Raw genomic sequence first — 24,619 nt, 5'->3', positions numbered from 1 at the left:
GAAAGCTAGAATGCCCGGTTTCGTGCATGGGCGTTCCGTGGATTGGAGCTTTCCCGCTGGTATTCGGAGGGGTGGCGATGAGATTGGGTGAACGGCTGGTCCGGGCCGGGCTGGTCACTGAAGATGATGTGCAGCGTGCTTTGGGGTTGCAGCAGCAGGCAGGTGGGCGGCTCGGCTCCATTTTCATTCGCATGGGAGCGCTTTCCGAGGATGCCTTGCTAGCTGTGCTGCATGAGCACTTGGGGTTGCCGGTTCTGGACGGGGCTGGGATGCCGGCCCCGTCCACTGCCTACGCCTTCATGTCCGCTCTTCCGTTACGGCTGGACTGGTTGCTCGACAACAATGTACTGCTGTGGGAAGAGGCCGGCGAGGTGCATGCCTTGGCCAAGGACCCGAACGATTCGCGGATCGGGGATCTGCTGGGCTACACCTTCGGTGACCGGGAACTGGTGCGCTATCTGGCCCGCGCTCAGGATATCGACACGCTCGTCGATCAGGTGCGCAGGGAGAGCGCCGTATCCGACCTGTTTCGCGATGATCGCCAGACCCTCAAGAGCCTGATCGAAGAAGCGCCGGTCGTCGAGCTGGTGAATAACCTCCTGGCGCAGGCGGTCGATTCGGGAGCCTCCGACATTCATGTCGAACCCGAGGAGACCCGTTTTACCGTGCGGATGCGAGTCGACGGCGTTCTGCACACGCGCATGGTGCAGCCTTACGAGCGTTATCCGGCGATCGGTTCACGCATCAAGCTGATCGCCGGGCTGGATATCGCCGAGAAGCGTTTGCCGCAGGATGGCCGGATTACCTTGCGCTTGAGCGGAAAGGACATGGATATCCGGGTTTCCACGGCGCCGGGAGTTTTCGGCGAGTCGATCGTCATGCGGTTATTGCCGAAGAACCGTGGTGCCTTGTCGCTGGGCAGCCTGGGTTTCGAGTCCGACCATATCGAGTTGCTCAGGCAGTGGCTGGCGTTTCCTAATGGCATTGTGCTAGTAACTGGGCCCACGGGGTCCGGCAAGTCCACGACCCTGTATTCGGCGCTCGAGGAGATGCGCGATGGCAGCAACAAGATCATCACCGTAGAGGACCCCGTCGAGTATCAGGTACCGGGCGTAACGCAGATCCAGGCGCACGCGGAAATCGGCTACACCTTCGCGCGTGCGCTGCGGGCCATTCTGCGCCAAGACCCGGACACCATCATGATCGGTGAGATTCGCGACCTGGATACCGCGCAGATCGCCATCCAGTCCGCTTTGACAGGGCACTTGGTGTTGTCGACGCTGCATACCAATGACGCGGTTTCGGCCTTCACCCGCCTGATCGATATGGGGTTGGAGCCTTTTCTGGTGGCCGCTTCGGTGCGCGGTGTTCAGGCACAGCGTCTGGTGCGCAAGCTCTGCGATCATTGCGCGGTGCGCGACGAGGCGCCGGCCTTGCCGGCTGCCTGGCAGGCAATGGGACGTAGCGTCGCGGGGGGCGACTGGAAACGGGCATGCGGTTGTGCCCATTGCCACCAGACCGGCTATCGCGGCCGCATGGGGATATACGAGTTGGTACCTCTGAGCGCTTCCCTGCAGCAGTTGGTCAATCGCCAGGCGCCTCTGCAGGAGATGAAGGCACTGATCAAGGGTCAGGGGCACCGGGGTCTGCTGGAGGATGGATTGATCAAGGCCAGCAAGGGTCTGACCAGCATCGAGGAGGTCATGCGTGTTGCTTGTGTCGAACAGGAATTCTGAGGAGGTATCGGGAGCATGAGTACCAACCTGATGTCTCAGGCGCTGGCCGTGGATGCCGCACGGAGGGCTCGGGCGAAAGGGCAGAAGCCAGTCGCCCTGTGGCTGACCGGCCTAAGTGGGGCGGGCAAATCGACTATTGCCAATGCGCTCGAACTGGCGCTGGTCGAACGCGGACGGCATACCTATCTGCTGGACGGCGACAATGTGCGCATGGGGCTGTGTCGCGATCTCGGGTTCAGCGATGCCGACCGTGAAGAGAACATCCGCCGTATCGCCGAAGTGGCCCACTTGTTCGTGGATGCCGGTCTGATCGTGATTAGCGCTTTTATTTCCCCGTTCCGGCGGGATCGGGCCATCGCCCGGGAAGTCATCGGCAACGGAGCCTTTATTGAAATCTTCGTGGACACGCCGCTGGCCGAGTGCGAGCGCCGCGATCCCAAGGGGTTGTATGGCAAGGCTCGCCAGGGGTTGATCAAGAATTTCACGGGCATCGATTCGGCCTACGAGCCGCCGGTCGATCCGCACATCCGCATCGATACCCTGAAGGACGATTTGCCGACGGCGGTGGCCCGGATACTGGACTATCTGGACAAGTGGGAGAGGGCATGAAAACCCTGGCGATCATTGGCGCGGGTTTCAGTGGAGTCGTTACCGCCATCCAGTTCTTACGGCATGCTTCGCCGGGAACGAAGGTCGTTCTGATCGACCGATCCGCGGCCATGGGGCCGGGGCTGGCTTATGGCACCGACAGCCCGGATCATTTGCTGAATGTGCCGGCCGGCAACATGAGTGCTCTGGCCGACGACCCCGACTCCTTCCTGCGCTTCTGCCAGGAGCGGATGGAGGAGGCGACGGCTCGTTCCTTCGCGACGCGCCGGTCTTACGGCGAATATCTGGCGGCGCTGCTGGACGCCGCCGAGCGCGACTGTCCGGCCGGCCTGTCCTTGCAGCGGGTGCGTGGCGAGGTGTGCTGTCTGAGGCCCCAGGGAAATGGTGCCGTCGTCGAGTTGACCGGTGGCGAGGCGATTTCGGCCGATCGGGTCGTCCTGGCGTGCGGGCATTTCCCGCCGTCGGAGCCGCCCGGACTGCTATCCGCCGCCGAGGCGGGGCTCTACCTGCGCGATCCCTGGAAGGGGGACCCTTGTGAGTTCGTTGACAAGGGCAAGCCGGTCTTGTTGCTGGGGGCAGGCCTGACGGCACTGGACGTGGCCGTGGACCTGTTGCGTCGCAGGCCGCAGGGCCGCATTTACCTATTGTCGCGCCGAGGGCTGCGTCCGCTTGCGCATCGCCTGCAGCGAAGCGGCTCACCGTCTTCCTTGGACGTGGGTCTGCGCCTGCTGGGGATGCAGCCGACCATCCGTGGTTACCTGCGCGAGATGCGCCGGCAATACCGGCAACTGGTGGGTGTCGCGGGGGACGATCCGGGCTGGCGGGATTTGATCGCCGCCTTGCGTTCCCATACTCCGCAGTTGTGGGGGCGTCTTCCCGAGGAGGAGCGCCGCCGGTTTCTCCGCCATGTGCAGCCTTTCTGGGAGGTGCATCGGCACCTGGCCGCCCCCGAGTCCCATCAGCGTTTTCAGGATGGACTGGCCAATGGTTCCATCGAGGCCCTGAAAGGGCGGATCGGCTCTGTCGAGGTTTGCTCGGGGGCCTTGCGGGTGAGTGTCCAGTTGCGGGGCAGCCGGCAAGTCGAGTCCATCGAGGTCGGCGGCATCGTCAATTGCACGGGACCCAACGCCGATCTGCGCAGGCTGGACAATGCGCTCATCGCCCAGTTGCTCGCGGAGGGGCATGTGCAGCCCGATGCTCATGGTCTTGGCTTGTTCGTGGACGAGCGGTTGGCCGTGAGAGACGCGCGGGGAAACGCCGCGTCCTGGTTGAGTTATGTGGGGCCAATGCTCAGGGCGAATTTCTGGGAGGCAACTGCCGTTCCCGAGTTGCGGCAGCATGCCAAATTCCTGGCGATCAGGTTGGCGGAAGACTTGCGGAGTGTCACTGCCCGCGATTCGCGCGACTAGGAGTCGTATGAGGTTTTTGCTGGTATATAAAGGAAATTATCTGGCCGAGTTGCGTGGACCGGAGCTCCGTTATCTTTCTCTGGCCCGCGAACTGGTCCGCCAGGGTCACGACGCTGTACTGGCCGGGCGGTCGGCCGACGACGCGAGGTTGCCATCGGGCGTTCGGTTCGTTGCCGTCACCGATGTTTTGCGCCTGATCGCTTCGTTCGCTCTTGCCGATGTGATTGTTTTGCACGGTGGGGGACCCGTACTTCTGTTTCTGGCGCTCGCTGCGGGTTTCGGTGGCAAGACGCTTGTTCTGGATGGTTATGTCCCGCACTGGATCGAACTGGATGCTCTCATGAGGCGTAATAAGCGCCTCGCGCGGGTGAGGATACTGATAAAAAGTCATTTCAATGCCGCGCGCAACCTGCTGGGAGGCTTGACCTTCAATGGCGTGATCGTGGCCAACAAGCGGCAACTGGATCTGTTCAGAGGTTCGTTGGCGCCTTTTTTTTTGACCCGCGAATTCAAGCGTATTTCCATAATTCCCTTCGGTTGCGATTCCTGCGGGGCTTTCGACAGGGAACGGGGAAAGGAGCTGCTGGGGCAATTGGCCGGTCGGCAATTTCAAGAGAATGATTTTCTGGTCGGATGGCTGGGTGGGGTTTATGGCTGGTTCGATCTCGATTCGGTGATGCGTGGCGTTTCGAGGGCGATCGTCGAAAACAGGAACATAAAGATAATTTTTTTCGGGGCCGATGAGTTCCGTCAGGCCGAATTGCTGCGCTCCGTCGGGGAGGAGGCCAGGGCGAATGTCGTTTTCATGCCCTGGGTGGAGTTTTCCAGGCGCTTCGAATATTGGGCGGGACTCGATGTTTCTCTGGTGTGGGGAGCCGAAGGCTATGAGAACGACTATGCGTCGAGAACGAGGAACTTCGATTGTCTGACCCTGGGCTTGCCGATCGTGCAGAACATGGATGACGAATGGGGGGTGAGGCTCGAACGGGAAGGCGCTGGCCTGGTGGTGGATAGGATTACCTTGGGCGAGGCGCTTTCGGATCTCAGCCGTTCTCCCGAGCGACTTTCCGACATGCGTCGAGCGTTGCGGACCCTGGCTCCGCGCTTTTCCTGGACGGGCTTCGCCGAGCGACTGGGCACCTTGGTATCGGAGTCCCCCATGACGGCCATGCGAAGGGTGGCAGGCCTGATCGGTTTCGTACTGGTGGTGCCGGCCCTTCTGCTTTTCTTCACCTACGCCTTGGTCAAGGTGGTCTCGAAAACCGAATGCGCTACAAGCTGAATATCCTGGGTACCCGGGGTGTCCCTGCCGCCTATGGTGGGTTTGAGACCTTTGCGGAACGGTTGTCGTTATTTCTCGTCGACAAGGGCTGGGAGGTTACCGTCTATTGCCAGAGCTGCGGTCGTGGGAGTCTTTCGGAGAACTTTTGGAAAGGGATTCGTCGTGTCGAAATTCCCGTGTGGCGAGACGATGGACTGGGTTCGATGATATTCGACTGGAAGGCCACCCATCATGCGTTATCGCAGGAAGGTATATTTCTGACGCTTGGTTATAACACCGCAATCTTTAATCTACTCCAGCGGCTGAAGGGGCAAACCAATATCATCAACATGGATGGTATCGAGTGGCGCCGAGCCAAGTGGGGACGTTCGGCCAAGGCCTGGTTTTGGATGAACGAATACGCTGCATGCCGAATCGGCAATCATCTGGTAGCGGACCATCCTGTGATCAAGGAGCACCTGATCACCCGTGCCAGGCCCGAAAAGATTACGGTGATACCTTATGGCGCCGATGAGGTGCTTGACGCCGATTCGCGGCAACTCGCGTCTTACGCCGTCGAGCCGGGGTATTTTTCCGTGGTCATCGCGCGTCCCGAGCCGGAGAATTCGCTGTTGGAGATCGTACGTGCCTTCAGCCGCACCGAACGCGGACATAAGTTGCTCGTACTGGGCGATTTGAAGCCGGAGCGTAATCCTTTTCATCGTTCGGTCATGAGTGCTGCAAGCGATGAGGTGATTTTTCCCGGTGCGATATATGAGCCCTCCATCGTGCGGGCATTACGTTTTTTCAGTCGCTTCTATCTGCATGGCCATCGTGTCGGCGGTACCAATCCCTCTCTGGTCGAGGCTTTGGGTGCAGGTTGTGCGATCATTGCCTACGACAATCCATTCAATCGAGGGGTGGCTGGCTCCGAAGCCGCTTATTTCGGAGACGAAGCGGCTTGTGCCGATTTACTCGATGAGCTTTTGACGGACGAGACGTCCGTCAGGAACATGAAAGCTGCGAGCCGTGAGCGTTTTCGGGCAGGCTATAAATGGAGCGATGTATTGAACGAATATGAACGGCTCCTGGTCCACTGGTACCCCGCTTGATCCCAGGAGGGGCCTGATCTCGAACAGACGAGCCTTTGGTTTTTTCCAGGGAAGTATGTACGTGCCTTTCTGATATCGTTTCGCGCGGCCCGGTATCCGATACCATGATGTCAATTCGCGATTAGATTGAGTCGAAGGGGGAATGTCGCCATAGAGCAGGGTCGCCAGATCAAGGTTTTGAACTCTGCTTCGTTCGGCGGCATACCCTTAGCCTCCAAAAGGACATGTTTTGATTCCCCGTTTTCAGCCGACTTTCGCCGAGCGCTACCCCGTCCCTCTGTTCGTGGCGCTGTTGGACCTGTTTTTTGTCATTGCTGCAGCCCTCCTGGCCCATCAGTTTCGTTTCGATAATTTCGATATGTCGGGGCGTTACAACACCGCGACATTGTTGAGTGCGATCATTGTCGTTTTTTGCCTGGCGCTGGCCGGGGTTTACGGTTCGCAACGTGGTCAACCCTTCCAGCGCCAATTCAGTGTGCTGACCTTCGCCTGGCTCGTCGCGGCAGGCATATTGCTTTCGCTTTCCTTCCTGCTCAAGGTGTCGGAAAGCTACTCACGGCTCTGGTTTGTGAGCATGGTGCTGCTGGGGTGGTCCCTGAGCCTGTTGTTGCGCTTGGTGGCCTTCCTGCTGCTACGCCACCTGCGTGCCCTGGGGCGAAACCTGAAAACCGTGCTCCTGGTGGATTCGGGAGGCAGTTCCGCCGGCCAACTGAGCGATGGGCGCGCGCTCGAAGAGCATGGTTTCAGAGTGGTTCACAGCATGCCATTCAGTCGCGACCCGGACTGGCTGGATACCTTGGTCGCCGAGGTCAGGCAACATGGTGTGCATGAGGTATGGCTCTGTCTTCCTCTCGGTGAGGGGGGAGCTATCCGCTCGATTCTCTACGCATTGCGTCACCATATGGTAGAGATACGTTTCATTCCCGAATGGGACGATATCCGCCTGTTCAATCACCGCATCAGTCATATCGCCGGCCTCTATACCCTAGACCTTAGCTTCAGCCCGATGAACGGTCCGGCGCGACTGATCAAGCGGCTGGAGGATCTGCTGATCGCCATTCCCGTCATGGTATTGATCCTGCCTCTCTGTCTCCTGATCGGCTTGGCCGTCAAGCTCACCTCTCGGGGGCCGATGTTGTTCAAGCAGTACCGCACCGGTATCAACGGCAGGCGCTTCAAGGTCTACAAGTTCCGCTCGATGGTGGTGCACCGGGAGAAATACGGCCAGGTGACCCAGGCCTGCCGCAACGATGCGCGCGTCACGCTTCTGGGGGCCTTCTTGCGGCGCACCAGCCTCGACGAACTGCCGCAGTTCTTCAACGTGCTGCAAGGGCGCATGTCCATCGTCGGTCCGCGTCCCCATGCCCTGGAGCACAACGAGTACTACAAGGATTTGGTCGAGTCCTACATGCAGCGCCACAAGGTCAAGCCGGGCATCACCGGCTGGGCGCAGGTTTGTGGCTACCGGGGCGAGACGGATACCCTAGAAAAGATGCAGAAGCGGGTGGAGTACGACCTCTGGTACATCGACAACTGGTCGTTGTGGCTGGACTTGAAGATCATCTTCCTGACAATGTTCAAGGGGTTCGTCGGCAAGAATGCCTATTGAGTGAGTCCCGGCGAGGGCCGTGGGAGGGCACTGCCAGTTGGCGGATGGCCGATGGGGTGGCGGCAGACGTGATGAAGCATTGCGAGCAGTTTCGCTTGCAAGTCGGCTTCTTTGTCAGCTCTTCCAGTTACCGATGATCTGGTCCGTTCCCAACATGGTGAAAACCCATTCTCGGCCGACTTTCTCTTTCTTGAACAGTTTCAGCTCGACCAGCCCATTCAAGGTCGCGGCGGCCGTATTGTAGGAGCAACCAAGGTTTTCCTTGACGTTGACGGCGGTGAATTCGAGGGCTATTCCGCTTTTGGCCACCTGGAAAACCGTTTTTTGCTTGTCCGTCAGCTTTTGATAAAGGCCGGATTTGAACAGGAAGGCATTGAACGCCTCCATATCCTCCAGTGTTTTGTTGCAAGTCTTCTTGAACTCCGAAATCGCCCGGATAACGATACGGCACTGATGGTCAGCGAAGTAGCTGAGATCCATATCGTCGGTCTCAGTGTAGAGATAGCTTTTCCCATACTGGATCGGAGCTTTTTTCAGTAATGTACTGATTGCAATATAACGGAAGGCGGCGAAATCCTGCTTGAACAGATACCAGTAGAAGAGTGAGCGAGCCACCCGTCCATTGCCGTCCCTGAACGGATGTTCGAAACCGATGCTGAAATGCAGAACGATCGCCTTGAGCAGTGGATGCAGGTAATCGCTGTTGTCGACGTCATGGTGATTGGCATTGGCCCATTCGGCGAGTCTTGCCAGCCGTTTTTCCAGTCCTTTGGCGGGGGGGGGCATATGTACGGTATTGCCGTCTCCATCCTGGACGATCACATCGTCCGTAGTGCGGAAGACACCTGGATAGTATTTTTCGTCATCGATTCCTGCCACGCCCACTTCGTGCAGTTCGGCAATGAGCACCGGCGAGAGCGCCTTGTGTCGGTTTTCCCAGGCGAACTGCATCATCCGGAAGTTGCCGACGATCATTTTTTCGTCCGGAGTCCGTGGGCCGCGCTGACGCTTGAGTAGATCCTTGGCCACCTTGGTGGTGGTGGCCGCCCCTTCCAGTTGGCTGCTGCCGATCGCTTCGTCCTCGACCAGATCGTTGAGCAGGTACTGGAGATGCCGGTGCTCGCCTATCTTGCCGCTCATCCACTCGAGGGCAGCGCTGGTGGTATGCCGGTCACTTTCCGATATGGCTATCTGCATGGCTGGCGTAAGCATCAGCTTGCCCACGATCGGCGGTTCGCCCAGGGGCAGTACGGGGCTGAGCTGCCGTTGTCGGGCGAGCTTCACGATGGACCAGGCCAGTACATGATCCAGCCCCTCGGGAAACCGGAAACGCAGCTCGTCGAAATGCAGATAACGCCCCTTGTCGTCCAGCGGAGCGAAGAGTTCGAGATACTTTTCCAGACTTGCCGGATTCCGCTCGGCGATTCGGCTCAAGGGGTTCGCAATCGGGGTGGGTGGTCGCTTGACCATGGCTATCTCAAAAATGAAGCGATTTGAGATGAGACTACACCATGGGGCGACTCATATCTCAGCTTTCGTCTTTTTTGAGATGAAGTACCTGCATGGTATGGGCTGCTCGCCATTCCGCCCGCAGGAGCGGTCACTTCGCATCCCGTAGAGGCGCTGGTATTCGGCGTCGGATTGCCTCGGAGACCCGTGCCCCGGAGCGGGTTTTCACGATTGTGGCGACAAGCGGAAGTCAGAAGCCCCGTGAGCAAGCTCGCTCGGGGCCTCGTGATCGCCCTGGCCGGCTCGTCACGATGACCAATGTTCCGACTGTCCGGCCGGGCAAGGCTTTCCTCCCATCCTCATCGACCGGCGCTTGCCCGTGGCTGGTCCGATTCCGCATTCCCGCCCGTTCTTCCTGTCCTTGGCTCGGCCATGCGGCTGCGACGGCCGGCTGTCCGATTGATATCGAATAGATCAACTATTGATATCATAACGCCATTGCTCATCCTGTTTCCGGTCGATGTATAAGTCACGGACAGCGGCTAGGTTAGACCTCTCATGAGGAATTGGTTTCCGACTCATGGCGATAATTTATCCGGGAATTGGTTCACCGTTTCGTAAAGGGAAAAAATAGTCAAATCAAAGATTAATGGTGGCTTCCAAGGTGACCGCTTGAACTCTTCGTGTTTTTCGACTCTATTTTTTTGCCTTGCCTTTCTCTTCTTGCCTACAATTCGTCTGCATACTGCAAGCCGGATTTTTCATGCGGGATGATGGCAATTTAATGGCTTAATGCCATTTATTAAACGGACTAAGCTATGCGTGGCCGAAGGAATATGGCTGTCAAGGCGCGAAGAAATATTTGGTCGGAACGGAGACATCTGGTCTTTGGAGCTCGGATCGCGTGTGATAACGTACCGCCTTTATTTTTTTACCTTATCCGAGCGACACAGTATGCGTAATGTACGTGAGAACAGCCTGCAGGCTGCCCTCAAGATCTGCAGAGGCAGTTTCATTTCGGTCGGCTTCTTCAGTTTTTTCGTCAATGCGCTGATGCTGGTCCCTTCCTTCTATATGCTCCAAGTGTATGGACGAGTTCTGACCAGCGGAAGCATAACTACACTTTTGATGCTCACGCTTATCATGACCGCGCTCATGGTGACCATGGGATCTCTGGAGTGGACGCGCTCCCGGATCATGGTCCGCATCAGCAGCAGGCTGGATGCCCTGCTCGGGCGAGATGTATACCGAGCAAGTTTCAAGCGGGCCCTGGACAGTGGCGGAATGGATGCTTCGGCGCAACCGCTCAATGATCTGACCGGGCTGCGGCAGTTTTTGACGGGAGCCGGACTTTTCGCATTCTTCGATGCTCCTTGGTTGCCGGTTTATATCGGAGTCATGTTCTTTTTCCATCCGTGGTATGGCTGGATCGCCATTGCCAGCGCGATCGTTCTGCTCTGTCTGGCCGCATTGAACGAGAAACTTACCGGCAAGGCCCTGGCGGAAGCCAACAAACAAAATATCGCGGCCAATCTTTACACCACCAAGAATTTGCGCAATGCCGAAGTGATCCAGTCCATGGGCATGTTGCATAGCCTCATTGCCCGCTGGAGTGTGCGCCAGAATAAAGTTTTGCACTTGCAATCGGTCGCCAGCGACAAGAGCGGTTTCATCACGTCTTTGTCGAAAACGTTCCGAATGCTCGTCCAGTCGCTGATTCTTGGCGTGGGCGCCTATTTGGCCATCAAGCAGGAAATCAATCCTGGCCTGATGATCGCCGGTTCGCTTCTGCTGGGGCGGGCACTGGCGCCGATCGATATGATGATCGGCGGTTGGAAGGGGTTCATCACTGCCCGTTCGCAGTATGCGCGGCTCAACGAGATTCTCGATCGGCAGAAATCCGAACAGGAGCGCATGTCGTTGCCGGCGCCCGAGGGCCGTGTCCAGGTGGAAAACCTGGTCGTCGGCGCGCCCGGCTCGAAGACGCCGATCCTGAAGAGTATCAGCTTCACCGTGCCGGCCGGTTCGGTCGTCGGCATCATCGGCCCGAGTGCCTCGGGCAAGTCCACCCTCGCCAGGGCACTGCTCGGCGTATGGGCGCCCCAGCACGGCGTGGTGCGTCTGGACGGCGCCGACATCAACAATTGGGACAAACGGGAACTCGGACCCTATATCGGCTACCTGCCCCAGGACATCGAACTCTTCGAGGGCAGCATCAGCGAGAACATCGCCCGCTTCGGCGAGATCGAGCCGGACAAGGTGATCCAGGCCGCCAGGATGGCCGGCGTGCACGAGATGATCCTGCAACTACCGGATGGTTACGACACCGTGATCGGCAGTGAAGGGATAAGCCTCTCCGGCGGTCAGCGCCAGCGCGTGGGGCTGGCCCGTGCCCTCTATGGCAACCCGCGCCTGCTGGTCCTCGACGAGCCGAACTCCAACCTGGACGACGTGGGCGAGCGCGCCTTGGCCAGTGCCATCCGGCAAATCAAGGCTACCAATGCAACCATTTTCATCATTACCCATCGAACCAACATCCTGGCTCAGTTGGACTCGTTGCTGGTGATGCACAACGGTACGCTCGCGCTTTCCGGCCCGCGCGACAAGGTGCTGGCCGAGCTCGCCGCTCAGCAGCAGACGGATTTGGCCAAGCAGGCCAGGATCTCGCCCGACGCCGCCCAGGCCGGCAAAGCTTGAACTAGAGAGACATAAATGACCGATGCAACCACCAACCCTCAGCTTGCCGAGCTGCCGACGTCCGACCATGGCACGCGCGCGATAGGTTTCCTGATCGTTTTCGTCATGTTCGGCATCTTCGGCACCTGGGCCGCTGTCGCTCCCTTGGACAGCGCGGCTCTGGCCCAGGGGGTCGTGACCGTGCAGACCTACCGCAAGACCGTGCAGCACCTCGAGGGGGGCATCGTCAAGGAACTGCACGCGCGCGACGGCGATATGGTCAAGGCTGGCGATCCGCTGATCGTCCTCGACGAAACGCAGATCCGCGCCGAAAACGAGGTGACCCGCAGCCAGTTGATCGCGGCGCAGGCGATGGAGGCCCGGCTGCGCGCCGAGCGCGACAATCTGGAAACCATCGATTTCTCCTCCATGCTCGAGCTAGACAGCCTGCGCGCGCGCGAGGCCCGCGACGGCGAAACCCAAGTGTTCACGGCCCGCCGCAACTCCCGCCTGGGCGAGGAGGCCGTGCTGGAAAAGCGCATCGGCCAGTTGCACGAGCAGATCAACGGTTTGAAAGGCGTGATCCGCACCAAGGGCAGCCTGCAGAACTCTTTCACCAAGGAAATCCGCGAACTGAAGGAGTTGCTGGCCGAGGGATTCGTCGACAAGCAGCGCTTGCTCGAGCAGGAGCGCAATCTCGACAAGCTGCGCGCCGAGATCGCCGACCACAGCTCGGAAATCACTAAGATCCGCTTGCAGATCAATGAAACCGAGCTGCAGATTCTCCAGCTCAACAAGGACTTCAACGCCGATGTCGTCAGCCAGTTAGCCGAGGTGCAGACCAAGGTCTTCGATCTGCAGGAGAAGAAGTCCGCCCTGGAGGACCGCCTGAGCCGCGTGGTGATCCGCGCGCCCGAGGACGGCATGATCCTGGGTATGACGGTGCATACCATCGGCGGCGTGATCAATCCGGGAACGCCCCTGCTGGACATAGTGCCGTCCATCTCCGATCTAGTCATCGAAGCCCAGGTCGCGCCCAGCGATATCGACCGAGTCGAGGTCGGCAAGTCCGCCGATATCCGCTTCAGTGGCTTTAACAGCCGCACGACCCCGGTCGTCGAGGGTAAGGTCCTGCGGGTTTCGGCCGACCGCCTGGTAGACGAGAAGAACGGTATGCCCTATTACCTGGCTCGCATCGGCCTGACCGAGGAGGGCGCCCGGCGCCTGGGCGAGCTCAGACTGCAACCGGGCATGCCAGCGGAGGTTTACATCAACACTGGCAAGCGCACCATGCTGCAATACCTGCTACAGCCGGCCACCGATGCGTTCGCCAGGTCGCTGATCGAGGAGTGATCGTGCAACGCACGCCCTACATTATGTTTCTGGCCCTGATGAGTGTCTCGGTGCAGGCCGCGCCCCCACGGAGCGATTCGCCGCCGGTCGTGCCGTCCGGCGCGGAAAAACGCGAAGTCCGCGCCTCGGAATACACCGCCGATTTGCTGCAGTTATACGGAGAGTCGCGGTTGGAGGACCCGCGGGTCCTGGCCGCCTATGCACGCGCCCAGGCCGGCAAGGAGCGGCAACGCGAGGCGCTGGGAGAGTTGCTGCCGCAGGTTTCGGCGAGCACCGTATTCAGCCGCAACACGCGCGACGACGATGCGGCGCGCAACTCCTACGACACGGAACGTTATTCCCTCACCTTGACCCAGCATCTTTACAACAAGCCCGCCTGGGAGAATTACCAGCGCTTCAAGAGTCTGGCCAAACGCGACCAGTCCGAGGCCGAGGATGCCCAGGCGGAAGCGGCCATCGACCTGGCGCAGCGCTATTTCGTCGCCCTGGCTTCCGACGACGAACTCGAGCTGGTTCTGGCCGAGCGCCGCGCTACCCAGAAGAACCTGGACCGCGTCAATGCGCTTTACGAAAAGCAACTGGCGATGATCACCGACGTCCTCGATCTCCGGGCGCGCATCGATGCGCTGGCCGCCGATGAGGTCGACGCGCGCAACCAGGTTCGTCTCAGCCGCGAGGAACTTTCCGAAGTCATCGGGCGCCCCGTGCAGGAGCGGCTCAGCCGTATCCGCGACGACATCGAATTACAGGCTCCCGAGGAGACCCTGGAGGTCTGGATTGATCGCGCCATCGCCGCCAACCCGGGGCTCAAGGCGCGGCAAGATGCGCTCGCGGCGGCCGATGCGGCCATCCGCGAAGGAAATGGCGGGCACTATCCCTCCCTCAGTCTCAACCTGTCGGCGCTGCGCAGCGACGCCGGCTACGACAACAACCTGACGAGCCGCTATGACAACTATTCGGCCGGTATCGCCCTGCAGGTACCCATCTACAGCGGCGGTTCCACCTCCGCCCGGGTCCGTGCGCTGCACAGCGACCGGGATTCGGCCGAGCAGGAGCTCGAGGCGATGCGGCGTCAGGTGTTCAAGGAAACCACCAGCGCCTATCTCACGGCTCAGGCCAACGTGGAGCGGATTCGCGCTTCGCGCAATGCGCTCGAATCGGCGAAGAAGTCCACGGAAGCCGCCGAAAAGGGCTTCCAGTTCGGCGTGGTGAACGCGGCCGACGTGTTGACCAACGTGCAGAACGAGTACCGGGCACGGCGCGATCTCCTGAAAGCCGAGTACGACTTCATCACCAATCTTCTGGTTCTGAATCGCTGGGCCGGCAGGCTGTCCAAGCAGGCCATCGAGAACGTCAACATATGGCTCGCCCAGGGCGCTCCGGAAAGTGCCACCAGGCGCAACGCATCGCGCTGAGGACATGGGGCGACGGGCAGTCGGGTGGATGGCCGAAGCCATCCACCAGGGCGGACAGGCTTGCGGCGTCGTCCGCCCGGTGAACAGCGTAGCGGGAAAGGCGCCTTTCCCGCCGAACCTGGAACGACTCTCGCCGGCCAAATCTGCGACAATCGCGGCTTTTCAGCGAATCGCCAACGGCTGTCCATGACCGACGCAATGCCCGCTTTCGACTCTCTCCTGAACAACCTCGACCACGCCCTGATCGCCGATCGTCACCGGCTGCGCCGCCAACTTCACGAACTGCGCAAGAAGTCGGGGACGCCACAGTCCGACGAGGCGAGGCTGGCGCACTGGCTGGAGCGCTTCCAGGCCTCCTGCGCCAGGGTCGAGGCGCGGCGGACCAGCGTGCCGGCGCTGCACTACGACGACCAGTTGCCCATCGCCGCCAAGCGCGAGGAGATCAAGGCGGCGCTTGAGAAACATCAAGTGCTGGTGATCGCCGGCGAGACCGGTTCGGGCAAGACCACCCAGTTGCCGAAGATCTGCCTGGAGATCGGTCGCGGTGCGCACGGCCTGATCGGCCACACCCAGCCCCGGCGCCTGGCGGCGCGCAGCGTGGCGACCCGGGTGGCGGAGGAGATCGGCTCGCCGCTGGGCGAGCTGGTCGGCTATCAGGTGCGCTTCGAGGACCAATCCAACGAGCGCAGCCTGATCAAGCTGATGACCGATGGCATCCTGCTCGCCGAGACCCAGCACGATCGCTACCTGGAGCGCTACGACACCATAATCGTCGACGAGGCCCATGAGCGCAGCCTGAACATCGACTTCCTGCTTGGCTACCTGAAGACCCTGTTGCCGCGCCGGCCCGACCTCAAGGTCATCATCACTTCGGCGACCATCGACCTGGAGCGCTTCTCGAAGCACTTCGATGGCGCGCCCATCGTCGAGGTGTCCGGGCGCACCTACCCGGTGGAAACCTGGTACCGCCCACTGGCCGCCGAGGTGGACGAGGAGGGCAATCGGGTCGAGGACGACCTGAGCGTCGACCAGGGCATCCTCGCCGCCCTTGACGAGATCGCCGCCCACGAGCGCTCGGTCGGCAAGCGTCCCGGCGACGTGCTGGTGTTTTTGCCCGGCGAGCGCGAAATCCGCGACTGCGCCGAGGTACTGCGCAAGGCCAACTTGAAACACACCGAGGTCCTACCGCTCTACGCCCGCCTGACCCCGGCCGAGCAGCAGAAGATCTTCCGCCCGGCGGCCGGGCGCAAGATCGTCCTGGCGACCAACGTAGCGGAAACCTCGCTCACCGTGCCGGGCATCCGCTACGTGATCGATAGCGGCACGGCGCGGATCAGCCGCTACAGCTACCGCGCCAAGGTCCAGCGCCTGCCCGTCGAAGCCATCTCCCAGGCCAGCGCCAACCAGCGCAAGGGGCGTTGCGGGCGGGTGGAGCCGGGCATTTGCGTGCGCCTTTACAGCGAGGAGGATTTCCTCGCCCGTCCGGCGTTCACCGATCCGGAAATCCTGCGCACCAACCTCGCCGCGGTGATTCTGCAGATGCTCCACCTGCGCCTGGGCAGCATCGAGGATTTTCCCTTCATCGAGCCGCCGGACGGCAAGGCGATCAGCGACGGCTTCAACTTGCTGCAGGAGCTGTCCGCGGTCACCCGCGAAGGCCAACTCACTTTGCTCGGTCGTCAACTGGCGCGCCTGCCGGTGGACCCGCGCCTGGGCCGCATGCTGCTGGAGGCCGCCCGCCTGGGCAGCCTGGAAGAGGTACTGATCGTCGCCAGCGCGCTGTCCGTGCAGGACGTGCGTGAGCGTCCGATGGAACGCCAGCAGGCCGCCGACCAGGCCCATGCCCAGTGGAAGGACCCGGATTCCGACTTCGCCGCGCTGATCAACCTCTGGCGCGGCTTCGAGGAGCAGCGCCAGGCGCTGGGCTCCAATGCCCTGCGTACGTGGTGCCGGAAGAATTTCCTCAACTACCTGCGCCTGCGCGAATGGCGCGACGCCCACCGCCAGCTCGCGCTGATCGTGCGTGAACTCAAGCTCGGCATGGGCCAAGCGGTGGATGGCTCCGGCCATCCACCTTACGCAAAATCCGACTCCCGTAGGGTGGAAAACGCCGAAGGCTTTTCCACCAAACAGGGCCGTAGGATGGACAACGGCGAAGCCTTGTCCAGCGAAGTGCCCGCCCCGACCACCGACAACAAGGTCAACGCCGTCGTGCGCCAGCAGGTCGAGGCCAGCGAGGCTGCGCAGAAGGCCAGGAACTACTCCGCCGTGCACAAGGCTATCCTCTCCGGCCTGCTCAGCCAGATCGGCCAGAAGACCGAGGAGGGGGACTACCTCGGCGCCCGCCAGCGGCGTTTCTGGATTCACCCCTCCAGCGTGATCGGCCGCAAGAAGCCGGTCTGGGTGATGGCCGCCGAACTGGTCGAGACCACCAAGCTGTTCGCGCGCATGGTGGCGAAAATCGAGCCGGACTGGATCGAGCCGCTGGCCGGCCATCTGCTCAAGAAGAACCATTTCGAACCGCATTGGGAGAAGAAGCGCGGCCAGGTCGTCGCCTTCGAGCAGATCACTCTCTACGGGCTGATCGTGGTCGGTCGCCGTCCGGTGCACTACGGGCCAGTCGATCCGCAGGTTTCCCGCGAGCTGTTCATCCGCGAGGGGCTGGTGCGCGGCGAGATCGCCAGCCGCGCCAGGTGCCTGAGCGCCAACCGCGAACTGCTGGAGCTGCTCGACGAGCTGGAGGCCAAGGCGCGCCGGCGCGACATCCTCGCCGACGAGGAAACCCTGTTCGCCTACTACGAGGCGCGCTTGCCGGCGGACATCTGCCAGACTGCAAGTTTCGACAACTGGTACCGACGCGAGAGCGCGAAGGACCCGCAGCTTCTGATGATGCGCGAGGAGGACGTGCTGGCCCGCGACGCCAGTGAGGTTACCGCCGTGCAATACCCCGACAGCCTACGCCTCGGCGAGCTGCAATTGCCGCTGACCTATCATTTCGAGCCAGGCCATCCCCGCGACGGGGTGACCGTCCGCGTGCCGGCGCCGCTGTTGCCGCAATTGCCGGCCGAACGTCTCGACTGGCTGGTGCCGGGCCTCCTGGAGGCCAAGTGCGTGGCCTTGGTGCGCAACCTGCCCAAGGCGATCCGCAAGAACTTCGTGCCGGTACCGGACTTCGTCAAGGCCGCGCTGGCCAAGATGGCCTTCGCCGAAGGCGCCTTGCCCGAAGCGCTGGGCCGCGAGCTCACGCGCATGACCGGCGCCCGCGTGCCCGAGGAGGCCTGGATGGAGGCCTCCGTCCAGCTCGAAAATCACCTGAAGATGAACATTGAGGTAGTCGATGCGCACGGCAAGTTCCTCGGCGAGGGCCGCGACCTGGCCGAACTGACCGCCCGCTTCGCCAAGGCCAGCCAGGCGGCCTTGGCCATCCCGCAACGCAAGGCCGATGCCGCGCCGGTCGAGGCCAAAGGCTTCGCCCCGCTGGCGGAAAAGACCCAGCAGAAAATCGCCGGCCTCTCCATGACCGTGTTCCCGGCACTGGTGGAAGAGGCCGGCACGGTGAAGGAGAACCGCTTCCCGACCCAGGCCGAGGCCGACTTCCAGCACCGCCGCGCCCTGCAACGCCTGCTCCTGCAGCAATTGGCCGGACCGGCCAAGCAGTTGCGCGGCAAGCTACCGGGACTCACCGAGCTCAGCCTGCTGTACCGCGACATGGGCAAGCCGGACGCCTTGGTCGAGGACATTCTCCTGGCCAGCCTTGACGCCAGCATCCTCGATGGCGAGCCGCAACTGCCCCGCGACGGTGCCGCGCTGGCCGCGCTGGCCGAGCGCAAGCGCAATGGCTGGGCCGAACAGGCCGGCCGCCTGGCGAAGCTGGTGCTGGACATCCTCAAGCTGCGCCACGACCTGCAGAAGCGTTTCAAGGGGCGCATCGACCTGGCCCAGGCCGTCGCCCTCAACGACATCAAGGCCCAGCTCGCCCGGCTCGTCTTCCCTGGCTTCGTCCGCGACACGCCCGCCGAGTGGCTGCGCGAGTATCCCCGCTACCTCAAGGCCATCGAGCAGCGCCTCGACAAGGTCGGCGGCCAGCTCCAGCGCGACCGCGTCTGGAGCGGCGAACTCACCGGTCTCTGGGAACAGTACCGGGCGAGAGCCGCCAAGCACGCCCAGGAAGGCAAGCGCGACCCCAACCTGACCCTGTACCGCTGGATGCTGGAGGAATACCGGGTGTCGCTGTTCGCGCAGCAGTTGGGGACGAAGATACCGGTGTCCGATAAGCGGTTGGCAAAGCAATGGTGCCTAGTTGATGCATAGAGGCGGAGGACCCCTCTTCCGGGCGGAAGAGGGGAATTTCAGAGCTTGAACACCGCCACGGACTGGTGCAGCAGTTGCGACTGCTCTTTAAGCGAATGTGCCGCGGCGGAGGCCTGTTCCACCAGCGCGGCGTTTTGCTGAGTGACGGAGTCCATCTGCGCTACCGCCTGGTTAATCTGCTCAATGCCGTGGCTCTGTTCGTTAATGGAAAGGGCGATTCCCGCCATCAGATCCGACACCTGCTTAATGGCGGTGATGATCCGCTTCATGCTTTCACCCGCGCTGCCCACCAGTTCGCTGCCCTGAGTGACCTGCTCACCGGTCTGCTCAATCAGCTCTTTAATCTCTTTCGCCGCGACTGACGAGTGCTGTGCCAGGTTGCGCACTTCGCTTGCCACCACCGCGAAACCGCGCCCTTGTTCTCCAGCGCGCGCGGCTTCCACGGCGGCGTTCAGGGCCAGAATATTGGTCTGGAAGGCAATATCTTCAATAATTTTGATAATGTTCTCGATTTTTCCGGAGCTCGATTCGATATTGCGCATGGAAACGATAACGTCATTGACGATATTGTCGCCTTCCTGGACTGCGCCGCGCATGGTGTTGGCGAGGCTGTTGGCCTGATGGGCGTTTTCGGAGGTGTGTTTCACCATTGAGGTGATCTGCTCCATGCTGGCGGCGGTTTCACCGAGCGACGCGGCCTGCTCTTCGGTACGCGCGGAAAGATCGGTGTTCCCGGCGGCGATTTCTTCCGATGCATGCGCCACCGCTTCGCTCGATTCCCGCACCTGGCCGATGATGGTGGAAAGCGACAGGCGCATCCGCTCCAACGAGTGCATCATTTCGCCAATTTCATCTTTTACGCTAGAGATGACAGGCGTGTGCAACTGGCCGGCTGCAATCTTATTGCAGTGGGCTTTGGCGGCGTCCAGCGAGTTGAGCACCCGGCGTTTAAGCAGCACAAACACGGCGGCGATAAGCAGCAAGAACACCAGCGCGAAGAGGGCGGTGGCTGTCAGGCTTGAGACAAAGCCGTCCTGCGCGTCCTGATTAAGGGTGTGGGCGTAGGCTTCACGAAACTCCAGCAGGGCGTCGAGCGCCTGTTCAAACTGGCGATCCAGTTGCGGCACCGCCGTTGTCACCAGGGCGTAATAGCGCGCGCTGTCGTTTTGCGCGACGGCATCCAGCAGCGGACGCAAACCCTGCTCGAGATAGGCCTGCCAGGTATGACGGTAGGTATCGGCCAGCGCGGCTTCACCGGGCTGTTTTGGTGCTTCCAGATATTGCGCAAACGCCGCGTCAGCTTTCACCAGCACCGCTTTGGCGGTCTCGCGTGATTGCTGCGCTTTTTGTGCATCGCCCTGAGTCTGGCTCTGCATGGCCTCCATGGCGCGCACGCGCATGGTGCGGCTGTGGTTGATGGGGTCGATGACCGAGAGCACCACGCGGATCTCTTTATTCACGTTATCGAGAGACTGGTTACTACGGGTGAGAAACCAGATGTTCGATACGGTACCGGCAAGAAAAATAAATAATAACAAGCTGAAAACAATGAGGGAAAAGCGCCTTATTGACATGTTGGATCCTTGTATGGAAAGAACAGCCTGTACCCCCAGCCGACGGTGCTGAAACGATTCACTGCCGCTTCGTAAGATTATCGGTCAGAGGCGCTGAAAATTTAGCCTGATCGTCACAGTCCTCTGCGTAACAACAGCTTATGGATGGCACAACAGAGGATTGCTGCTTATGGCTCGGCGGCGGGCGTAATAGGTTTTGGAAAAATCCGGACCGGTAAAATTGTCGCCATAACAATCGACTGATGCTTCCCAAAGATTGACGCCCCATCATCTCCGGGTATATACCCCTACCCCATGCTTCCCACTCCCTGCCTCTGCACCAAACTCCGCCGGGCCACGCGTAGCGTGAACCGGCTGTACGACGATGCCCTCGCCGGCGTCGGGCTGAATGCCGCGCAATATGCGTTGCTGCGCAACCTCGAACGGCTGCGGCAGCCGAGCATCACGGAACTGGCCGAGGCGATGGGGCTGGATCGCAGCACTCTCGGACGCAATCTGCGAGTGCTGGAGGGCAAGGGGCTGTTGGCGCTGCAGGGCGGCGAGGATCAGCGTAACCGGCTGGTATCTCTGACCGCCGCGGGCAGGGCTTGCCTCGACGCGGCGAGACCTGCCTGGGAGCAGGTGCAGGAGCGGCTCGGGCAGCGCCTCGGAGCGCAAAAGCGCAACGCCTTGATGGCGCTGCTGGACGAACTGGAAAGCCTCGGCTGATTTTTTCACGAATAAGCGGGTATATACCCGTAAAGGATAGTTCATGACTTCGACGATGTGGCGCACCAGTGGCTGGGTCCTGCTGGGTGCTTCGCTGATCCTGGCCTTGTCGCTGGGCGTGCGCCATGGCTTCGGCCTGTTCCTGGCGCCGATGAGCGGCGAGTTTGGCTGGGGCCGGGAGGTGTTCGCCTTCGCCATCGCCCTGCAGAACCTGATCTGGGGACTGACGCAGCCCTTCACCGGGGCACTGGCCGACCGCTACGGCGCGGCGCGGGCAGTGGTCGTCGGCGGGCTGCTCTATGCGCTGGGGCTGGTGCTGATGGCGCTGGCCGATTCGCTCTGGACACTATCGCTGAGCGCGGGCCTGCTGATTGGCATCGGTCTGTCCGGCACCTCTTTCTCGGTGATCCTCGGCGTGGTCGGGCGTGCCGCGCCGGCGGAGAAACGCAGCATGGCGATGGGCATCGCCGCGGCCGCCGGTTCCTTCGGCCAATTCGCCATGCTGCCCGGCACCCTCGGCCTGATCGGCTGGCTCGGCTGGTCGTCGGCACTGCTGGCGCTCGGGCTGCTGGTCGCTCTGATCGTGCCGCTGGTGGGATTGCTGAAGGATCGCCCGCAGCCGCCGCAGACTCATGAACAGAGCCTGGGCGAGGCGTTGCGCGAGGCGGCCGGTCACGGCGGATTCTGGCTGCTGGCGCTGGGTTTCTTCGTCTGTGGCTTCCAGGTGGTGTTCATCGGCGTGCACCTGCCGGCCTATCTGGTGGACCGGCACCTACCGGCCCAAATCGGCACCACGGTGCTGGCGCTGGTGGGGCTGTTCAATGTGTTCGGCACTTATCTCGCCGGCTGGCTCGGCGGGCGCTATGCCAAGCCGCCGCTGCTGAGTGCGCTCTATCTACTGCGCGCCGTGGTGATCCTCGCCTTCGTCTACCTGCCGCTCAGCGAGTGGAGCGCCTATGCCTTCGGCATGGCTATGGGTCTGTTGTGGCTGTCCACGGTGCCCTTGACCAACGGCATCGTGGCGACTCTGTTCGGCGTGCGCAACCTGTCGATGCTCGGCGGCATCGTGTTCCTCTTCCATCAGCTCGGCGCCTTTCTCGGCGGCTGGCTGGGCGGCTGGCTCTACGACCGTACGGGCAGCTACGAACTGGTCTGGCAGATCTCCATCGCCCTCAGTCTGGTGGCCGCGCTGCTCAACTGGCCGGTACGCGAACAGCCGGTGGCGCGCCTACGCGCGGCCGAAGCGGGATGAGCGGCTGGTTGGTGCGTCTGGCGGCCGGCGTATTGCTCGGCCTGTTGGCGCTCCTCGCCTGGTGGGGCTGGCGACAGGGCGGGCTGGCCCTGTTGCAGTTGGGGATGGGTGTTTGCTGAGGCAAGGAGGATCGCTCCTTCGGCCCACTGCTTTCCGATAGCCGGGACTACCTTCCGTCGCATGGCTTTCCGTCCGTATCCGCTGAGCGAACTTGCTCGCGATGCTCCCGGCCGGGGGCGATCTTCATCGCCGATGAGTCCGCTCCCGCGCTCCGGCACGCCGCGTCCCGGCCGGCCAGCGTGCCGCTCGTCCATCATCGTTTCTACCTTCCGAGCCGTCCCAGCGCCATCCAGGCCAGAGCTGGATAGCAGGCGTAGTGCAGGCCGAACAGCATCAGCCCGACCGGGCTGTGTTCGTACTGCTGCTCCATCATGCTCAGCAGGCCGATATAGAGCACGCCGAGGCCCAGGCCGTAGTACAGGACGATGCGCCGGCGCTCTTCGGGCCAGGGCGCGCGGTGGTTTCGCCAGACGAAGACCAGAGCCATGCCGGCGGCGATCAGGCCGGCGATCAGCAGGGTGGCGAGCAGGCCGCCGACCTTGACGAAGGTGCGCAGCAGCAGGTTGAGCAGGATGCTCGCCAGCATGCCGCCGAGGGCATAGTGGCCGGGCCGTGGGGCGGGAATGGGCATGGGAAGGTGCCGTCCGTAGGAAAGCGGGGTGCTGCACCATAATCCAGCGCCAAAGCCCGCGACAAGCGTTCCGCTGCCCGCCTGGCATGGACTAGCCTGTTCGGAAAACCCCCCCGGGAGGATAGCCATGGACAGCACAATACGTACTGGATGGATTCCTGCCTTGATCATCGGTAGTGCCCTGGTCTTTTCCGGTTGGGCGGTGGGGCAGGGAGTGGAAGGTTTTCGCGCGGCGGACCGTACGGTGACGGTGAATGGACTCACCAACCTGGATGTGAAGAACGATTTCGCGGTCTGGACACTGGCCTTTCGGCGAGATAGCGACAAGCTCGCCGAGGTGCGACGGAGTCTGAAACTGGATCGCGACCGGATCGTGATCTTTTTGCGCGAGAAGGGCTTCAGGGCCGACGAGATCGAGGTCCATCCACTGCAGGTCGAGGATCTGCCGGGCCGCGAAGCCTCGTCGCAGCAGGCGGGACAGCATTTCAACGGCCAGGGCCGGGTGCTGGTGAAGACCACGCGGGTCGATACGGTACTGCGGGTGGCCGGCCAGATCGATCCGCTGATCGCGGCGGGCATCCAGTTCGAATCCGAGCCGAGGCCCGCGCCGGCGGCAGCTTTGAGGCGCTGAGGCCGGGCGTCGTCGGGCGGTTTCGGCTGTCCGGGCGATGGGCGCGCGGACTGGTTTTCTCGCCCTGCGCACTTTCCATTCGGCCCGCCGCTTCGCGGCGCAATTCCCCGTGCCTCGATGGTCCGCTCTAAATCGCCGGTTTCCCGCACAACTAAGGCCGTTTCCGCTTGGGTGAACTTTTATTTTCTTCGCTTGTATAATGCTGCCGGTGCTATCAAGACGCAATTATTCGGATGATTGAAAATGAAGGGGTTGATGACAACGGGTTCCGGCCCGTTCGGGCGTTTTCGGGGAGATGGCCGTGGCGCCCGTGTATGTACTGGATGGGCTCCGGCGCTGATCGTCGGTAGTGCCCTGGTCTTTTCCGGTTGGGCGATGGGGCAGGGCGTGGGAAGCCTTCGTACAGGAGACACTGCGGTGACGGTGGATGAACTCACCGACCTGGACGTGGCGGGTGGCTCCGTGGTCTGGACGCTGGCCTTTCGGCGCAGCAGCGACAAGTTCGACGAAGTGAAACGGAATCTGAAACTGGATCGCGACCGGATCGTGGTCTTCCTGCACGAGAAGGGCTTTCGGCCCTACGAGATCGAGGTTTATCCGCTACAGGCTCCGCTGCCGCAGGGGCACGAGGCTGCGCTGCGGAAGACGGGAATACGTTTCGATGGCCAGGGCCGGGTGCTGGTGAAGACGAAACGAGTCGATGCGCTGGCGCGGGTGGCCAGTCAGGTCGATCCGTTGATCGGGGCGGGCATCCAGTTCGAAGCCGAGCCTGGGCACGCGGCCGCGGTCTTGACGAGGTAGGGCGGGCAACGAAGTGCGCCGG

General features: G+C 61.6%; 18 protein-coding genes. 15 read left to right on the top strand and 3 right to left on the bottom strand.

Going from position 1 to position 24,619, the window contains the following annotated elements; genetic code table 11:
• Positions 1 to 26: 26 nt before the first annotated feature.
• The 6 genes from ACGI6K_RS14690 to ACGI6K_RS14665 all read left to right on the top strand — a co-directional run bounded on the left by ACGI6K_RS14690 (position 27) and on the right by ACGI6K_RS14665 (position 7,736).
• Complete coding sequence (locus ACGI6K_RS14690; protein WP_376946470.1) at positions 27 to 1,736, top strand: GspE/PulE family protein; 1,710 nt, start codon at positions 27 to 29, stop codon at positions 1,734 to 1,736.
• A 15-nt stretch (positions 1,737 to 1,751) separates the two neighbouring features.
• Positions 1,752 to 2,345 (top strand): adenylyl-sulfate kinase, encoded by a 594-nt coding sequence (cysC, locus tag ACGI6K_RS14685; RefSeq protein WP_376946467.1) that lies wholly within the window; start codon positions 1,752 to 1,754, stop codon positions 2,343 to 2,345.
• Positions 2,342 to 3,754: an FAD/NAD(P)-binding protein gene (locus ACGI6K_RS14680; RefSeq protein ID WP_376946465.1), complete on the top strand. Its 1,413-nt coding sequence runs from the start codon at positions 2,342 to 2,344 to the stop codon at positions 3,752 to 3,754. Before cysC ends, ACGI6K_RS14680 begins: the two co-directional genes overlap by 4 nt.
• Before the next feature lie 7 nt (positions 3,755 to 3,761).
• Positions 3,762 to 5,036: a hypothetical protein gene (locus ACGI6K_RS14675; RefSeq protein WP_376946462.1), complete on the top strand. Its 1,275-nt coding sequence runs from the start codon at positions 3,762 to 3,764 to the stop codon at positions 5,034 to 5,036.
• Positions 5,021 to 6,127, top strand: a complete 1,107-nt coding sequence (locus ACGI6K_RS14670) for a DUF1972 domain-containing protein (protein ID WP_376946459.1) — start codon at positions 5,021 to 5,023, stop codon at positions 6,125 to 6,127. Before ACGI6K_RS14675 ends, ACGI6K_RS14670 begins: the two co-directional genes overlap by 16 nt.
• 229 nt (positions 6,128 to 6,356) lie before the next feature.
• On the top strand, positions 6,357 to 7,736 hold the full coding sequence (locus tag ACGI6K_RS14665; protein ID WP_376946457.1) for an undecaprenyl-phosphate glucose phosphotransferase: 1,380 nt from the start codon (positions 6,357 to 6,359) through the stop codon (positions 7,734 to 7,736).
• A 114-nt stretch (positions 7,737 to 7,850) separates the two neighbouring features.
• Here the strand turns inward: ACGI6K_RS14665 and ACGI6K_RS14660 are convergent, their stop codons facing one another.
• On the bottom strand, positions 7,851 to 9,206 hold the full coding sequence (locus ACGI6K_RS14660) for a Fic family protein (protein ID WP_376946455.1): 1,356 nt from the start codon (positions 9,204 to 9,206) through the stop codon (positions 7,851 to 7,853).
• Positions 9,207 to 10,139: 933 nt separating this feature from the next.
• On the opposite strand from ACGI6K_RS14660, the gene ACGI6K_RS14655 reads away from it, so the two are divergent.
• The 4 genes from ACGI6K_RS14655 (at position 10,140) to hrpA (ending at position 18,940) form a co-directional block, all read left to right on the top strand.
• Positions 10,140 to 11,882: a type I secretion system permease/ATPase gene (locus tag ACGI6K_RS14655; RefSeq protein ID WP_376946453.1), complete on the top strand. Its 1,743-nt coding sequence runs from the start codon at positions 10,140 to 10,142 to the stop codon at positions 11,880 to 11,882.
• Between the two features lie 15 nt (positions 11,883 to 11,897).
• A complete protein-coding gene (locus ACGI6K_RS14650; protein WP_376946451.1) occupies positions 11,898 to 13,214 on the top strand; it encodes an HlyD family type I secretion periplasmic adaptor subunit in 1,317 nt (438 codons plus the stop codon).
• Positions 13,215 to 13,237: 23 nt separating this feature from the next.
• Positions 13,238 to 14,629 (top strand): TolC family outer membrane protein, encoded by a 1,392-nt coding sequence (locus ACGI6K_RS14645; protein ID WP_376946507.1) that lies wholly within the window; start codon positions 13,238 to 13,240, stop codon positions 14,627 to 14,629.
• Between the two features lie 186 nt (positions 14,630 to 14,815).
• Positions 14,816 to 18,940 carry an ATP-dependent RNA helicase HrpA gene (hrpA, locus tag ACGI6K_RS14640; RefSeq protein WP_376946449.1) on the top strand — a complete coding sequence of 1,375 codons (4,125 nt, stop codon included), beginning with the start codon at positions 14,816 to 14,818 and terminating at the stop codon, positions 18,938 to 18,940.
• Positions 18,941 to 18,978: 38 nt separating this feature from the next.
• Here hrpA and ACGI6K_RS14635 read toward each other — a convergent pair whose 3' ends face one another.
• Complete coding sequence (locus ACGI6K_RS14635; RefSeq protein WP_376946447.1) at positions 18,979 to 20,514, bottom strand: methyl-accepting chemotaxis protein; 1,536 nt, start codon at positions 20,512 to 20,514, stop codon at positions 18,979 to 18,981.
• A 294-nt stretch (positions 20,515 to 20,808) separates the two neighbouring features.
• Here ACGI6K_RS14635 and ACGI6K_RS14630 point away from each other — a divergent pair, with 294 nt between their 5' ends.
• The 3 genes from ACGI6K_RS14630 to ACGI6K_RS14620 are packed head-to-tail and all read left to right on the top strand — an operon-like array spanning position 20,809 to position 22,593.
• Positions 20,809 to 21,222 (top strand): MarR family winged helix-turn-helix transcriptional regulator, encoded by a 414-nt coding sequence (locus ACGI6K_RS14630; protein ID WP_376946444.1) that lies wholly within the window; start codon positions 20,809 to 20,811, stop codon positions 21,220 to 21,222.
• A gap of 55 nt (positions 21,223 to 21,277) precedes the next feature.
• The gene (locus ACGI6K_RS14625; protein ID WP_376946504.1) at positions 21,278 to 22,474 is read left to right on the top strand and encodes an MFS transporter; all 1,197 of its coding nucleotides are present in this window, start codon (positions 21,278 to 21,280) and stop codon (positions 22,472 to 22,474) included.
• Positions 22,471 to 22,593 (top strand): hypothetical protein, encoded by a 123-nt coding sequence (locus tag ACGI6K_RS14620; RefSeq protein WP_376946442.1) that lies wholly within the window; start codon positions 22,471 to 22,473, stop codon positions 22,591 to 22,593. The genes ACGI6K_RS14625 and ACGI6K_RS14620 overlap by 4 nt, the downstream gene beginning before the upstream one ends.
• A gap of 203 nt (positions 22,594 to 22,796) precedes the next feature.
• Here the strand turns inward: ACGI6K_RS14620 and ACGI6K_RS14615 are convergent, their stop codons facing one another.
• Positions 22,797 to 23,165 (bottom strand): hypothetical protein, encoded by a 369-nt coding sequence (locus ACGI6K_RS14615; RefSeq protein ID WP_376946440.1) that lies wholly within the window; start codon positions 23,163 to 23,165, stop codon positions 22,797 to 22,799.
• A gap of 127 nt (positions 23,166 to 23,292) precedes the next feature.
• On the opposite strand from ACGI6K_RS14615, the gene ACGI6K_RS14610 reads away from it, so the two are divergent.
• Together ACGI6K_RS14610 and ACGI6K_RS14605 are read left to right on the top strand one after the other, a co-directional pair.
• On the top strand, positions 23,293 to 23,796 hold the full coding sequence (locus ACGI6K_RS14610; protein WP_376946438.1) for an SIMPL domain-containing protein: 504 nt from the start codon (positions 23,293 to 23,295) through the stop codon (positions 23,794 to 23,796).
• A 417-nt stretch (positions 23,797 to 24,213) separates the two neighbouring features.
• The gene (locus tag ACGI6K_RS14605) at positions 24,214 to 24,597 is read left to right on the top strand and encodes a hypothetical protein (protein WP_376946436.1); all 384 of its coding nucleotides are present in this window, start codon (positions 24,214 to 24,216) and stop codon (positions 24,595 to 24,597) included.
• Positions 24,598 to 24,619 lie beyond the last annotated feature (22 nt).

It is taken from the genome of Azorhizophilus paspali, assembly GCF_043587585.2.
Taxonomy (GTDB): Bacteria; Pseudomonadota; Gammaproteobacteria; order Pseudomonadales; family Pseudomonadaceae; genus Azotobacter; species Azotobacter paspali.
Note: the sequence above shows the minus strand (reverse complement) of the source record. Positions and strands in the feature narration are given on the sequence as shown.